This is a genomic window from Actinoplanes sp. NPDC026623 (genome assembly GCF_040638275.1).
Classification (GTDB): domain Bacteria; phylum Actinomycetota; class Actinomycetes; order Mycobacteriales; family Micromonosporaceae; genus Actinoplanes.
Genome location: NZ_JBEZXZ010000095.1, coordinates 20,046 through 32,868 on the forward strand (window position 1 = coordinate 20,046; position 12,823 = coordinate 32,868).

General features: G+C 70.4%; 12 protein-coding genes and 1 pseudogene. 12 read left to right on the forward strand and 1 reads right to left on the reverse strand.

The features are described from left to right. Positions 1 to 14 precede the first annotated feature (14 nt). From AB0F10_RS25555 to AB0F10_RS25585, 7 genes are all read left to right on the forward strand, one after another. A complete protein-coding gene (locus tag AB0F10_RS25555) occupies positions 15 to 1,322 on the forward strand; it encodes an extracellular solute-binding protein (protein WP_360629891.1) in 1,308 nt (435 codons plus the stop codon). A 16-nt stretch (positions 1,323 to 1,338) separates the two neighbouring features. Then, positions 1,339 to 2,217, forward strand: coding sequence for a sugar ABC transporter permease (locus AB0F10_RS25560; protein WP_360629894.1), 879 nt, complete (start codon positions 1,339 to 1,341; stop codon positions 2,215 to 2,217). Continuing rightward, on the forward strand, positions 2,214 to 3,041 hold the full coding sequence (locus AB0F10_RS25565; protein ID WP_360629897.1) for a carbohydrate ABC transporter permease: 828 nt from the start codon (positions 2,214 to 2,216) through the stop codon (positions 3,039 to 3,041). Before AB0F10_RS25560 ends, AB0F10_RS25565 begins: the two co-directional genes overlap by 4 nt. A 91-nt stretch (positions 3,042 to 3,132) precedes the next feature. Further along, positions 3,133 to 3,873, forward strand: a complete 741-nt coding sequence (locus AB0F10_RS25570) for an ABC transporter ATP-binding protein (RefSeq protein ID WP_360629900.1) — start codon at positions 3,133 to 3,135, stop codon at positions 3,871 to 3,873. Then, on the forward strand, positions 3,873 to 4,601 hold the full coding sequence (locus AB0F10_RS25575) for an ABC transporter permease (RefSeq protein WP_360629903.1): 729 nt from the start codon (positions 3,873 to 3,875) through the stop codon (positions 4,599 to 4,601). Before AB0F10_RS25570 ends, AB0F10_RS25575 begins: the two co-directional genes overlap by 1 nt. A 20-nt stretch (positions 4,602 to 4,621) precedes the next feature. Next, on the forward strand, positions 4,622 to 5,728 hold the full coding sequence (locus AB0F10_RS25580; RefSeq protein WP_360629906.1) for a sensor histidine kinase: 1,107 nt from the start codon (positions 4,622 to 4,624) through the stop codon (positions 5,726 to 5,728). Next, entirely contained in the window at positions 5,725 to 6,330 is a 606-nt protein-coding gene (locus AB0F10_RS25585; RefSeq protein WP_360629909.1) for a response regulator transcription factor, read from the forward strand. Before AB0F10_RS25580 ends, AB0F10_RS25585 begins: the two co-directional genes overlap by 4 nt. 22 nt (positions 6,331 to 6,352) lie before the next feature. On the opposite strand, the gene AB0F10_RS25590 is transcribed toward AB0F10_RS25585, so the two are convergent. Beyond that, the gene (locus tag AB0F10_RS25590; RefSeq protein WP_360629912.1) at positions 6,353 to 7,432 is read right to left on the reverse strand and encodes a LacI family DNA-binding transcriptional regulator; all 1,080 of its coding nucleotides are present in this window, start codon (positions 7,430 to 7,432) and stop codon (positions 6,353 to 6,355) included. 384 nt (positions 7,433 to 7,816) lie between these two features. On the opposite strand from AB0F10_RS25590, the gene AB0F10_RS25595 reads away from it, so the two are divergent. The 5 genes and pseudogenes from AB0F10_RS25595 to AB0F10_RS25615 all read left to right on the forward strand — a co-directional run bounded on the left by AB0F10_RS25595 (position 7,817) and on the right by AB0F10_RS25615 (position 12,781). Further along, positions 7,817 to 9,121: an extracellular solute-binding protein gene (locus tag AB0F10_RS25595; protein ID WP_360629915.1), complete on the forward strand. Its 1,305-nt coding sequence runs from the start codon at positions 7,817 to 7,819 to the stop codon at positions 9,119 to 9,121. Between the two features lie 187 nt (positions 9,122 to 9,308). Beyond that, a complete protein-coding gene (locus tag AB0F10_RS25600) occupies positions 9,309 to 10,217 on the forward strand; it encodes a sugar ABC transporter permease (RefSeq protein ID WP_360629924.1) in 909 nt (302 codons plus the stop codon). A 1-nt stretch (position 10,218) separates the two neighbouring features. Next, complete coding sequence (locus tag AB0F10_RS25605; protein WP_360629918.1) at positions 10,219 to 11,085, forward strand: sugar ABC transporter permease; 867 nt, start codon at positions 10,219 to 10,221, stop codon at positions 11,083 to 11,085. 68 nt (positions 11,086 to 11,153) lie between these two features. After that, positions 11,154 to 11,405: pseudogene (locus AB0F10_RS25610) on the forward strand (DNA-binding response regulator); the annotation flags it as partial. 65 nt (positions 11,406 to 11,470) lie between these two features. Further along, positions 11,471 to 12,781, forward strand: coding sequence for a CAP domain-containing protein (locus tag AB0F10_RS25615; RefSeq protein ID WP_360629921.1), 1,311 nt, complete (start codon positions 11,471 to 11,473; stop codon positions 12,779 to 12,781). Positions 12,782 to 12,823: the final 42 nt, after the last annotated feature.

Consider the following 12,823-nt stretch of genomic DNA (forward strand, 5'->3'; position numbering starts at 1 on the left):
CCCCGGAGGCCCCGATGAGATCCCGAATCCTGATCCTGCTCGCCACCACCTCGCTGGCGCTCTCCGCCTGCAGCGCCGGAAGCCTCGGCGACAGCGACGACGAGGGCGGCGCGGTGACCCTTTCCTTCCTGGTCGACAACTCCGACGCCAGCCTCAAGCCGGCCGAGCGGGTCGCCAAGGACTTCACGGCCAAGAATCCGAACATCACCGTCAAGGTCGAGACCCGCCCCGGCGGGACCGAGGGCGACAACATCGTCAAGACCCGGCTGGCGACGGGCGACATGACCGACGTCTTCCTCTACAACTCGGGATCGCTGTTCCAGGCCATCGCGCCGCAGCAGAACCTGGTGCCGCTCGGCGACCAGCCCTACGTGGGACAGCTGGACGCCAACTTCAGGAGCACGGTCACCGCGGGCGACCAGCCGTACGGCGTGCCGATGGGCGGCGTGACCGGCGGCGCGGTGCTCTACAACAGAAAGATCTTCGCGGACCTCGGCCTTCGGGTGCCGAAGACCTGGGCCGAGTTCATGGCCGGCAACGCCAGGATCAAGGCGGCCGGGATCGCGCCCGTCATTCAGACCTTCGGCGACACCTGGACCTCCCAGCTCTTCGTGCTCGGCGACTTCCACAACGTGGCGGCGGCCGATCCGCAGTTCGCGGCGAACTACACCGCCAACAAGGCGAAGTTCGCCACCACCCCCGCGGCGCTGGCGGGCTTCCAGCACCAGCAGGACGTGTACGACGCCGGCTACCTGAACAAGGACTTCGCCAGCGCCAAGCTCGACGACGGCCTCAAGCAGCTGGCACAGGGCAAGGGCGCGCAGTACCCGATGCTGACCTTCGCCGTCGGCGGCATGGTGGCGAACTTCCCGGAGTCCGCGAAGGACGTCGGCCTGTTCGCCCTGCCGGGCGACGACGCGGCGAAGAACGGCCTGACCGTCTGGTCGCCGGCCGGCATCTACATCCCGAAGTCGACCGAGGGCGCCAAGCTCGACGCGGCACGCAAGCTGCTCGCGTACATCGCCAGCCCGGACGGCTGCGCCTCGCAGGCGGCCGCCATCGCGCCGAGCGGGCCGTTCCTGGTCAAGGGCTGCACGCTGCCGGCCGGCATTCCGCAGGCGATCAAGGACATGCAGCCGTACATCGACGCCCCGGGCCGGTCCAGCCTCGCGCTGGAGTTCCTCTCCCCGGTGAAGGGCCCGTCGCTGGAACAGATCACCGTCGAGGTCGGCTCGGGCATCCGCAAGGCACCGGCCGGCGCGGCGCTCTACGACGAGGACGTCAAGAAGCAGGCCCAGCAGCTCGGGCTCGAGGGCTGGTAGGCGGGTGGCCAGGTCGATGGACACCCGGCGCGCGGCCCGGGTCCGGAGTCCGTACCCGAACTGGTTCTACCTGCCGGCCGCCGTCGTGTACGGCCTGCTGTTCGCGGTGCCCACGTTCGCGTCGTTCTTCTTCAGCCTGACCCGGTGGAGCATCTTCGACTGGAAGTTCATCGGTTTCGGCAACTTCGTGACGTTCTTCCGCGAACCGGCGCTCGTCAAGGGCCTCACCAACACGCTGATCTACGCCGTGGTGACCTCCGGGCTCAAGGTGGTGCTGGGCCTGCTCCTGGCCGTCCTGCTCACGTCGCGGATCGCGGCCCGCGGCTACCTGCGCTCGGTGGTCTTCTTCCCCGCGCTGGTCAGCACGATCGGCGTCGGGCTGACCTTCACGGTGCTGATGAACCCGGAGCAGGGCCTGATCAACGACGCGCTCGGCGTGCTCGGCGTCGACGGCCCCGGCTGGCTCACCGATCCCAGGTATGCCCTGCTGTCGGTCGCCCTGGTCGACGTCTGGAAGGGCGTCGGGCTGGCCACCGTCATCTACATAGCCGGCATCGTCTCGATACCCGCCGAGTACTTCGAGGCGGCCCGGATGGACGGCGCCGGCGCCTGGGACGGCTTCCGGCGCATCGTGCTGCCGCTGGCCCGGCCGGCGACCGTCACGGTGGTCATCCTGTCGCTGATCGGCGGCCTGCGCTCGTTCGACCTGATCTGGGCGATGACCCGCGGCGGCCCCGGCTTCACCTCCGACGTGATCGCATCGGTGATCTACAAGCAGTACCAGGCCGGGTTCTACGGCCTGTCCACCGCGGGCAACGTGGTGCTCTTCGCGGTCGTCACGGCGATCGTGCTGCCGCTGTCGCGCCTGCTCAACCGCGGGGAGATCGAGCTGTGAGCGGCCGCCGCAACCATCTGCTGAGCGTCCTGGCGATCCTGGTCTCCGCCGTGGTGTTCCTGGTGCCGTTCGCCTTCATCGTGCTCACCGCGATGAAGAGCCGCCAGGACGCCGCCAACCTGGAATTCTCGCTGCCGCATCAGTTCCGGTTCGTGCAGAACCTCGTGGAGGTCGTGCGGGCCCGCGACTACATGCTCATCATCGCGTTCATCAACAGCACCATCCTGACCGTGGCGAGCGTGACCATCATGGTGGTGCTGGCGGCGATGGTGGCGTTCGTGCTGCAGCGCCGGCGCAGCCGGTGGAACGGCCTCGCCGGCTTCCTGGTGCTGTCCGGGCTGATCATCCCGCCGGCCGTCGTGCCGACAATCTGGATGCTGCAGCGGCTCGGCCTGTTCCGCACGATGCCGGGGCTGATCCTGATCGAGGTCGCGTTCGGGATGTCGTTCTGCGTCCTGCTGTTCCGGGCGTTCATCGCGACGATCCCGCGCGAGCTGGACGAGGCGGCGATCATCGACGGCGCGGGCCCGCTGCGGCTGTTCTTCCGGGTGGTCTTCCCGCTGCTCAGGTCGGTGATCGTGACCGCGGTGGTGGTGCAGTCCGTCACGGTCTGGAACGACTTCGTCAACCCGCTCTACTTCCTACCGGGCGACCAGAACGCGACCGTGCAGCTGACCCTCTACAACTTCTCCAGCCAGTACAACACCCAGTTCAACCTGCTCTTCACCAACATCCTGCTGATCACGATCCCGCCCCTGCTGCTGTTCCTGGTCTTCAACCGCCGGATCGTCGCCGGAATGACCGCCGGCGCGGTCAAGGGCTGATCGAGGGGAGGTCGAGGAAGGACATTTGTCACGGCGCACCGCGTACTCGCGGCTCTGCCGGCACGACCGGCGGATTCGTAGCGTGATCGTCATGGATGACCTTGCGATACGCCTCACCGGCGTCGGCAGACGGTACGGCTCCCTTCGAGCCGTCGACGACCTCGACCTGACCGTCGAGCGGGGCAGCGTGGTCGCCCTGGTCGGCCCGAACGGGGCCGGCAAGACCACGGCGATCTCGATGATGCTCGGGCTGGCCCCGCCGGACACCGGCACGGTGACGCTGTTCGGCGGCGCTCCCGCCGAGGCGGTCCGGGCCGGCCGGATCGGCGCGATGCTCCAGGACGGCGCGTTCGTGCCCGGCGCCACCGTCCGCGACATGATCGAACTGGCGCGGGCCCTGTACCCGCACCCGCTGAGGATCGACCGGATCCTGGCCCTGGCCGGGCTGACCGGCATCGCCGGCCGGCGGCTCGACAGGTTGTCCGGCGGAGAGGCGCAGCGGGCCCGCTTCGCCTTCGCCGTTGCCGGCGACCCCGAGCTGCTGGTCCTCGACGAGCCGGCCGCCGCCATGGACATCGCGGCACGGCGGGCATTCTGGACCGCCATCCGCTCGTCTGCCGCCGACGGCAGGACCGTCCTGTTCAGCACCCACCAGCTGCACGAGGCCGACGAGTACGCCGACCGGATCGTGGTCCTCGCCGCCGGACGGGTGGTGGCCGAGGGGACGCCCGCGCAGATCCGCGCGAGCGCCGGCGTGCGGGACGGTGAGTCCCTGGACCGGGCGTTCCTCGCTCTCACCGACCTGTCCGTCGCCACCGAAACGGAGCACTGATGCGCGCCTACCTGCGATTCGAACTGCGCCGCCTGGTGCGGGACCCCCGACTCATGTTCTTCTCGATCATCGGGCCCGTGGCGACGTACCTGGTCTTCTCGAGCTGGTCCGCGGGTGACCGCCTCGAGGGCGTGGACGCGCCGGTCGCCATCATGATCGGCCTCGCCGGGTACGGCGCCGTCGCGGGCGTCCTCATGGTCGGATCGGCGGTCTCCCAGGAGCGCGCGGCGGGCTGGCTGCACCAGCTGCGGGTCACCCCGCTGCCGCCCGGCCGGGTGGTCGCCGTGAAGGCCCTCGTCGGCAGCCTCACCGCGATCCCCCCGGTGATCGCGGTCGGCGCGGCCGCGGCGATCCAGCACCACGTCGAACTGCCCGCCGGCCGGTGGGTTGCGCTGCTTCTGCTCATGTGGGCCGGCACGGTGCCGTTCGCGCTGCTCGGACTCGCGATCGGCTACGGACTGGCCCCGCAGGTCGCCGTGCCTGTCAACTTCCTGGCCTTCCTCGCGCTGTCCGTCCTCGGCGGGCTGCTCGCCCCCGCCGGCTACTTCCCGCGAGGGCTCCAGAGCCTCGCGCACGCGCTGCCGACCTACCGGTACGCCGAACTCGGCTGGCGCACCGCAGCCGGACACCCGCCCACCGTATCGGGGCTGGCCGTCCTTGTTGCGTGGACTGCCGGGTTCGCCCTGGTCGCGGCGTGGGCGTACCGGCGTTCTACGGCGCGTCGCTGACAGTCGATACGGTGGCGATCATGTCGAGTGACCGCAAGACCCGGCGGCGCGGGATCACGCTGGTGGTCGCGCACACGGCGTGGCTGTTGTTCCTGCTGCCCACGGCCGCGGCGGCGGCACACCGGCCCGTGGCCGCGGCCGGGCTGATCGTCTTCGTGCTGCTGTACATGACGCTGGTGGCGGTGCCGGTGTTGAATCTGCCGGTCCGCCCCGCCGCACACCATGCCGGGCTGGCGGTCCTCGCCCTGCTCGGGACCGGGCTGGCGGCCGCCTGCGCCGCGGGGCCCGGCAACTGGCCGGTCCTGCTGCTGTTCGTCGGTTCGGCCGGCGCGCTCGGGCTCTCCCGCCCGGTCGCCGGATTCGCCTGGGTCGGCTGTAGCGCCGCCGCCATCCTCGCGATCGGCGCCGCGAACTCCCTACCGGTCGGCGACACCGCCCCGATCGCCCTGGTCACCGCGCTGGCCTGCGCGTCGACCATCGCGTTCGTGCGGTTCGTCCGGCTCGTCGAGGAGTTGCGCCGCACCCAGCTGGAACTCGCCCGCGCCGGCGTCGAGCGGGAACGCCTCCGGTTCGCCCAGGATCTGCACGACCTGCTCGGGCACACCCTGTCATTGATCGTGGTGAAGGCCGAGGTGGTCCGCCGCCTCACCCCGACCGACCCGGAACGCGCCGCGACGGAGGCGGCCGACATCGAACGGATCGGCCGCACCGCGCTCGCCGAGGTGCGCGACGCCGTCACCGGCTACCGCGAGCACGGCTTCGCGCGCGAGCTGGACAACGCCCGAACCGTTCTGACCGGCGTGGACATCGAAGTCACCCTCGACGAGACCGGACAACCGCTCGGCGCCGAAGCCGACGACGTGTTCCGCTGGGTTCTGCGCGAGGCGGTGACGAATGTGATGCGGCACAGCGCGGCCACCCGCTGCGACATCGTGGTGAGCGCCGGCCCCGGCGAGGCGACCCTCACCGTCCGCGACAACGGCGCCGGCGGTGACCCCTCGCCCGGCAACGGGCTGCGCGGACTCGCCGAACGGGTCGAACGGGCCGGCGGCACGCTGCGACTCGGGCCGGCGCCCGGCGGCGGGATCGAGCTCACCGCTCACCTCCCCGCCATGGTGACCGCATGATCCGGCTGCTGCTCGCCGAGGACCAGGGCATGATGCGCGGCGCCCTGGCCCTGCTGCTGAATCTCGAGGCGGACATCGAGGTGATCGCCCAGGCCGGCACCGCCGCCGAGGCCCTGCGGAGCGCCGTGCGAACCCGCCCCGACGTGGCCCTGCTCGACATCGAGATGCCGGATGGCAACGGCCTCGATGTCGCGGCGCGACTGCGCGAGGAGCTGCCGGGCTGCCGGGTTCTGATCCTGACCACCTTCGGCCGCCCGGGCTACCTGCGACGGGCCATGGAGGCCGGCGCGGCCGGATTCCTCGTCAAGGACGGTCCGGTCGAGCAGCTGGCGGCGGCCGTACGGCGGGTACTCACCGGGGAGCGGGTGATCGACCCGGCGCTCGCCGCGGCGGCGTTGTCGGCCGGCCCGAATCCGCTCACCGACCGGGAACGGGATGCCCTGGCCCGCGCTGTGGACGGCGCGACGGTCGCGGACATCGCGGCGCGGCTGCACCTGTCGGAGAGCACCGTCCGCAACTACCTGTCGGCGGCGATCGGCAAGACCGGCACCCGGAACCGGATCGAGGCGGCGCACCGGGCCCGGGCGAACGGCTGGATCTGAACGGTCGTCCGGCGCGCGTGGATCAGGGCGCGGAATCCGGGCTGACCGGCTCCGCCGGCGGTTTGCACGACTCGCGCGTGATCAGCGCGGTCTGCAGCACCTGGTGCGGGTGCTGGTCCTCGCCGCGGATGGCGGAGATGAGGAAATCGCCGGCGATGCGTCCCTTGGCCACGATCGGCTGGCGCACGGTGGTCAGCCGGGGCCGGGTCCACTGTGCCTCCGGCAGGTCGTCGAACCCGGTGAGGGAGACCTCACCGGGCACGTTCACGCCGAGATCGTGCAGGGCGTCGATCGCGCCGAAGGCCATCAGGTCGGCCAGCACGACGAGGGCGGTCGGCCGGGGCCGGGTGGCCATGATCGCCTGGGTCGCGCGGTAGCCGTCCATCCGGGTGCAGGGCACCTCGACGACCGTGATGTCGCGCCGGCTCAGGCCGACGGTGGCCAGCGCGTCCTCGATGCCGGCCATCCGGCGCACCAGCGGGTCGCGGTAGGTCGGCGCCGGCCGGTCGGCGCGGGGCTCGACGCTCAGCACCGCGATCCGGCGGTGGCCCAGGTCCAGCAGGTGCTGTGCCACGTGGCGCGCGCCGTCGCGGTCGTCGATGTCGACGCTGGGCGCGCCGTCGGGGGCGTCGCTGTCGACGAGCACGTAGGGGATCGCCCGGCGGGTCAGCTCGGCGATCTCGCCACGGTCGGTGTCGAGGCCGCACACGACGAACCCGTCGACGGCGGCGTGCCGCACGGCCTTGACCAGCGAGTCGCCGATGGGCGGAATGAGCTGCAGCGACATCCCCTCGCGGGTGCACACCTGGCCGAGACCCATGAGGAACCGGGCGTAGTACGGGTTCTCCATCACCTTGGGGATGTCGTGCGGCAGCAGCACGCCGAGGCTCTGGGTGCGGCCGCCGCGCAGCGTCCGGCCGGACGGCGGTGGGGTGTAGGCCAGCTCCCGGGCCGCGGCGAGGATCCGCTCGCGGGTCGCCGTGGAGACCCGGGTCGGGTCGTTGAACGCGAAGGAGACGGCCGAGCGGGACACGCCGGCGGCCGCTGCGACGTCCCTCGACGTGGGTCGGCCTCGGGCGGCGGGTGCGTCTTTTGCTGTCATCGCGTCCTCTTGGCGGGAAGTGGGCCCATGCTATCAGCTCACGTGATGTGACGTTTAGTAAACGATTACGTCTGTTTCGTCCGCTTTGATAGGCACTTACGCCGGTCACTCCGACCCGATCCGGCACCCGTGCCGACCATAGGGCCAGGTCCGCCCGCACCGAGGGGCCGATCGCGGCTATCGAGACGGCGGTGAGAAGATCTCGTTTCTGAACGGTTACCTAACACGTGTTACTACCGTGTTAGCGTGACAGCCGCCACAGCCGCCAGCCCCTCGCCGGGGACCCGGAGCCCAGCTCCGCAACCCGGCACACGGCGGTGATCCCACCCCTTAGGTCATGGGCCGTGCAGTGGCCCATGACGCGAGAAACTGACAGGAGATCCGATGCGCATTCGTAGCGTCGGTATGATCGCCACCGCCCTGGCCGTGGCATTCACTGCCGCGGCGTGCGGCGGCAATGACGACACCAGCACCGGCACGAAGCCCGCCGCGACCGACCCCAAGTCGCTCAGCGCGCAGCTGACGTGGTGGGACACCTCGGACCCGAAGAACGAGGGCCCGGCGTTCCAGGAGCTGATCAAGAAGTTCAACGTGACGTACCCGAACGTCAAGGTCGACTACCAGTCGGTGCCGTTCGCGGACGCGCAGAACAAGTTCAAGACCGCCGCGGCCGCCAAGTCCGGCGCCCCGGACATCCTGCGCGCCGAGGTCGCCTGGGTCCCGGAGCTCGCCTCCCTGGGCTACCTCTACAACCTGGACGGCTCTGAGCTGCTCAAGGACGAGAGCGACTATCTGACGACCCCGATGTCGTCGGACAAGTACGAGGGCAAGACCTACGGCGTCCCGCAGGTCGTCGACTCCCTCGCCCTGCTCTACAACAAGAAGATGTTCGAGGCCGCGGGCATCACCGCCGCCCCGAAGACCTGGGCCGAGGTCAAGACCGCGGCGGCGACCCTGAAGTCGAAGACCGGCAAGCAGGCGCTGTTCATCCAGTCCGGTGGCTACTTCCTGCTGCCGTTCATCTACGGCGAGGGCGGCGACGTCGTCGACGCGACCGCCAAGAAGATCACCGTGAACGGCCCGCAGGCCGTCGCCGGCATCAAGATCGCCCAGGACCTGGTGAAGGACGGCACCGCCGTCAAGCCCCCGGCCAACGACGCCTACGGCAACATGATGACCCTGTTCAAGGAGCAGAAGGTCGCCATGATCATCAACGGCCCGTGGGAGGTCAACAACATCAAGTCGGCCCCCGGCTTCGGTGGCCTCGAGAACCTCGGCGTCGCGCCGGTTCCCGCCGGCAGCGTCAAGGCCGGTGGCCCGGTCGGTGGCCACAACTACACCATCTGGTCCGGCATGCCGCAGGAGAAGGTCCCGGCCGCGGTCGCCTTCGTCAAGTTCATGAACTCGGCGGAGTCCCAGGCGTTCCTCGCCGAGAAGATCGGCCTGCTGCCCACCCGCAAGTCCGCCTACGACCTGCCGGGTGTCAAGAACAACGCCACCGTCGCCGCGTTCAAGCCGGTTCTCGACGTCGCGGTCGCCCGTCCCTGGATCCCCGAGGGCGGTCAGTTCTTCGGCCCGATGGACAAGATGGCCGTCGAGGTGCTCGTGCAGAACAAGGACCCGAAGGCCGCGCTGGACACGGTCGCCAAGACCTACAAGTCCGAGGTCGTCAAGGACTACAGCAACTGATCGATCGTCTGGCCGCCGGCCCTCGGGCCGGCGGCCGGCCGCGTTGGAGCCCTCCCCCGGAAGTGGAGCAGCGATGAGCACCGCAACGGTCGGACGCCGCACCCCGACCCCCGAGCCGGTCCGCGACCCGGCCCCCGCGCCGGGCCGGCTGCGCCGCAGCTGGGACAAGCACTGGTACGCCTGGGCGATGGTCACGCCCGTGGTGATCGTGCTCGGCGTCCTGGTCTTCTACCCCCTCGCCCGGGGGATCTACCTGTCCTTCACCGACCTCACCGAGGCCAACCAGCAGCGCGAGCTGTGCACCCCGTCGATCACCGGCGAGTTGAGCTGCCAGCCCAACCCGAAGGGCTGGAAGTTCGTCGGCATCGACAACTACATCGACGTGCTCAGCGGCCAGGTCGGCCAGTTCTGGCCCCAGTTCCTGACGACCATCATCTGGACCGTCACCTGCGTGGTCTTCACGTTCGCCATCGGCATGGGCCTGGCGGTGCTGCTCAACCGCCCGATGCGCGGGCGCAGCATCTACCGGGTGCTGCTGATCCTGCCCTGGGCGGTGCCCGGCTTCGTCAGCGCGTTCTCCTGGCGCTTCATGTTCAACCAGGACTTCGGCGTGGTCAACGGGCTGCTCAAGGCGATCGGCATGCAGCCGGTGGCCTGGTTCGACAGCCAGGGCAGCGCGCTGTCCACCGCGATCATCACCAACATCTGGCTCGGTGTGCCGTTCATGATCGTGTCGCTGCTCGGCGGCCTGACGGCCATCCCGGCCGAGCTGTACGAGGCGGCCACCATCGACGGGGCGACACCCTGGCAGCGGTTCCGCAACGTCACCCTGCCCGGGCTGCGCCCGGTCAGCATGACCGTGCTGCTGCTCAGCACGATCTGGACCTTCAACATGTTCCCGGTGATCTTCCTGGTCACCCGCGGCCAGCCGGCGGGTCAGACGGAGATCCTGGTGACCGGCGCCTACCGGGCCGCCTTCGAGGGCATCCGCAACTACTCGCTCGCCTCCACCTACGGCGTGCTGATCCTGTCCATCCTGCTCGTGTTCTCGGTGTTCTACCGGCGGGCGCTGCGCAAGCAAGGCGAGGTGTGGTGACATGTCAGCGCAGGTAGAAACGGCCAGACGCCGGCCGATGAACCGCCGCTCGCCGGTGGCGTCCATCGCGATGCACGCCACCCTGATCGTCGCCGCGCTGATCGCGATCTTCCCGATCGCGTGGGTCGTGCTGTCGTCGTTCAAGCCCGGGGTGTGGATCCAGTCCAGCGAGCTCAGCCTGATCAAGGAACCCACCCTCGACAACTACCGGTACGTGCTCACCGAGACGATGTTCCCCCGGTGGGCACTCAACTCGGTGATCGTGGCGATCGCCACCACCGCGATCGGCGTGCTGATGTCGGCCACCACCGGGTACGCGCTGTCCCGGTTCAACTTCCCCGGCCGCCGCCAGCTGCTCCTGGTCTTCCTGGTGACCCAGATGTTCCCGGTCTCCATCCTCATCGTGCCGATCTACGTGATCATGGCGAACCTCGGCCTGATCAACACGCACGGTTCGCTGGTGATCTCGTACCTGACGATCGCCGTGCCGTTCTGCTCGTGGATGCTCAAGGGCTACTTCGACTCGATCTCCACCGAGCTGGATGAGGCGGCGCACCTTGACGGGTGCGGGCCGTTCACCACCTTCTGGCGGATCATCCTGCCGCTGGCCCGGCCCGGCATCGCCGTCACCGCGTTCTTCACCTTCCTCACCGCGTGGGGCGAGGTGGCGTACGCCACGGCGTTCATCCAGGAGAAGAGCAAGTTCACCCTGGGCTACGGCCTGCAGCAGTTCGTGCCCGCGTTCAACCCGCAGTGGGAGTACCTGACGGCCTCGGCGGTGCTCATCACGCTGCCGGCCGGCCTGGTGTTCTTCTTCGCCCAGCGCCACCTCGTCTCCGGCCTGACCGCCGGCGCGGTCAAGGGCTAGTTCGTCCGGCACGGTTGATGCCCCGGCCTGGCCGGGGCATCAACCGATCCGTGGACCGATGATCTCGCATGGACGGCGTGACCACCGTCCGGGCGCTGCGCGAGCAGGGTTTCGAGGCACGGGTGCTGGTGCTGACGACGTACGGCACGGACAGCGACGTGCTGCCGGCGATCAGGGCCGGCGCGACCGGCTACCGGCTCAAGGACACGCCCCGCGAGGAGCTGTTCCGGGCGGTGACGGCGGCGCCCCGGGGCGAGCCGGTGCTGTCCCCCGCGGTCGCCGGCCGGCTGATGGGCGAGCCGCGCTCGCCGGCCCGCGAGGAGCTGAGGCTGATTCCTCCCCCGCCCCCCGTGCCGGACTTGCCCCGGCCCGACAGGATGGCCGGGTGATCGGATCCCGGGGTTTCCTTCGCGTCGTGCCGCTGGTCGCCGTCGTGCTCCTCACCGGCTGCGCGGGGGTCTCCGCACCGGCGGCCGTTCGCTCACCCGTCCCGCCGTCCCGCCCGGGACCGCCACCCGCGCCGCCGTGCCCGGCCGAAGGGGTACGGCTGGAGCCGGACGGGGGCGACGCCGCGATGGGCCTGCGGGTGTTCGACATCATCCTGGTCAACTGCGGCGCGAGGACCTACCGGTTGAACGGCTACCCGGCCGTGCTGGCGCTCGACGAGGACCGGGCGCCGCTCGACATCCGGATCCTGCGCGGGGTCGGCGAGATCGCCGGCACCGGCCTGCCGTGGGACGGCCCGCCGAAGCCGGTGATGCTGCGGCCAGGGCAGCGGGCCGGCGCTGCCGTGGCCTGGCGCAACACCTACGACGACATCCGCAGGCCGCCCGTCGACGCGAGGTTCCTGCGGGTCGAGCCGCTCGCCGGCCGGCCGGCACAGACCATCGCGCCGCGGGCCGGCCTCGACCTCGGCAGCACCGGCCGCCTCGGGTCGGCCCCTGGCGGATCCTCCCGGACGCCACGGCAACCCCGGCCGCACCACCGGTACCCGGCTCCGCGGCCTCCGAGCCGGTGGAGACGGGCGGCCCGCTGCCCTGACGGGCGGCCGCCTCCTCCTGCCGGATGGCGGTGGCCGACCGAAAGGTCAGGCCGCAACGGACAGGCAACCGTTCGGGACCCGGGGGCGCACCGGGCGACCGCGAATCTTCTTCATGTGACCGGCCAACGGGGGCCGGGCCGAACGGGGGAGATTCACATGAATCGCAAGACGGTGCGCAAGGTCGTTACCACGGTCGGCGTCATGCTGGCCGGTGCCAGTGCCTCGCTGGTCGCCATGACCGTGGCCGCCGCCCCGGCACAGGCCGCGCCGGTCGCGACGTCGACGCTGCAGACGCAACTGGTGACCTACACCAACAACACCCGCGTCCGGGCCGGCTGCAAGGCGCTCCCCGTCGACTCCCGGCTGCTGAACGCGGCCCGCCGGCACTCCGCCTACCAGGCCCGAACCGGCAAGATGAGCCACGTCGGGGCCGGCGGCTCCACCTTCATCCAGCGCGGCGTCAGCGCCGGCTTCGCTCACCCGCGCAGCGAGAACGTCGCCTACGGCTACCGCACCGCCTCCGAGACGATGAAGGGCTGGATGAACAGCCCCGGGCACCGGGCCAACATCGTCGACTGCAAGGCCAAGACCTTCGCCGTCGGCGTCGCGTACGCGTCCAACGGCACGCCGTACTACACCCAGATGTTCGGCTGAGACCGGCAACGACACCAGGCCCGGCCGGCACGCTCCCCCGCG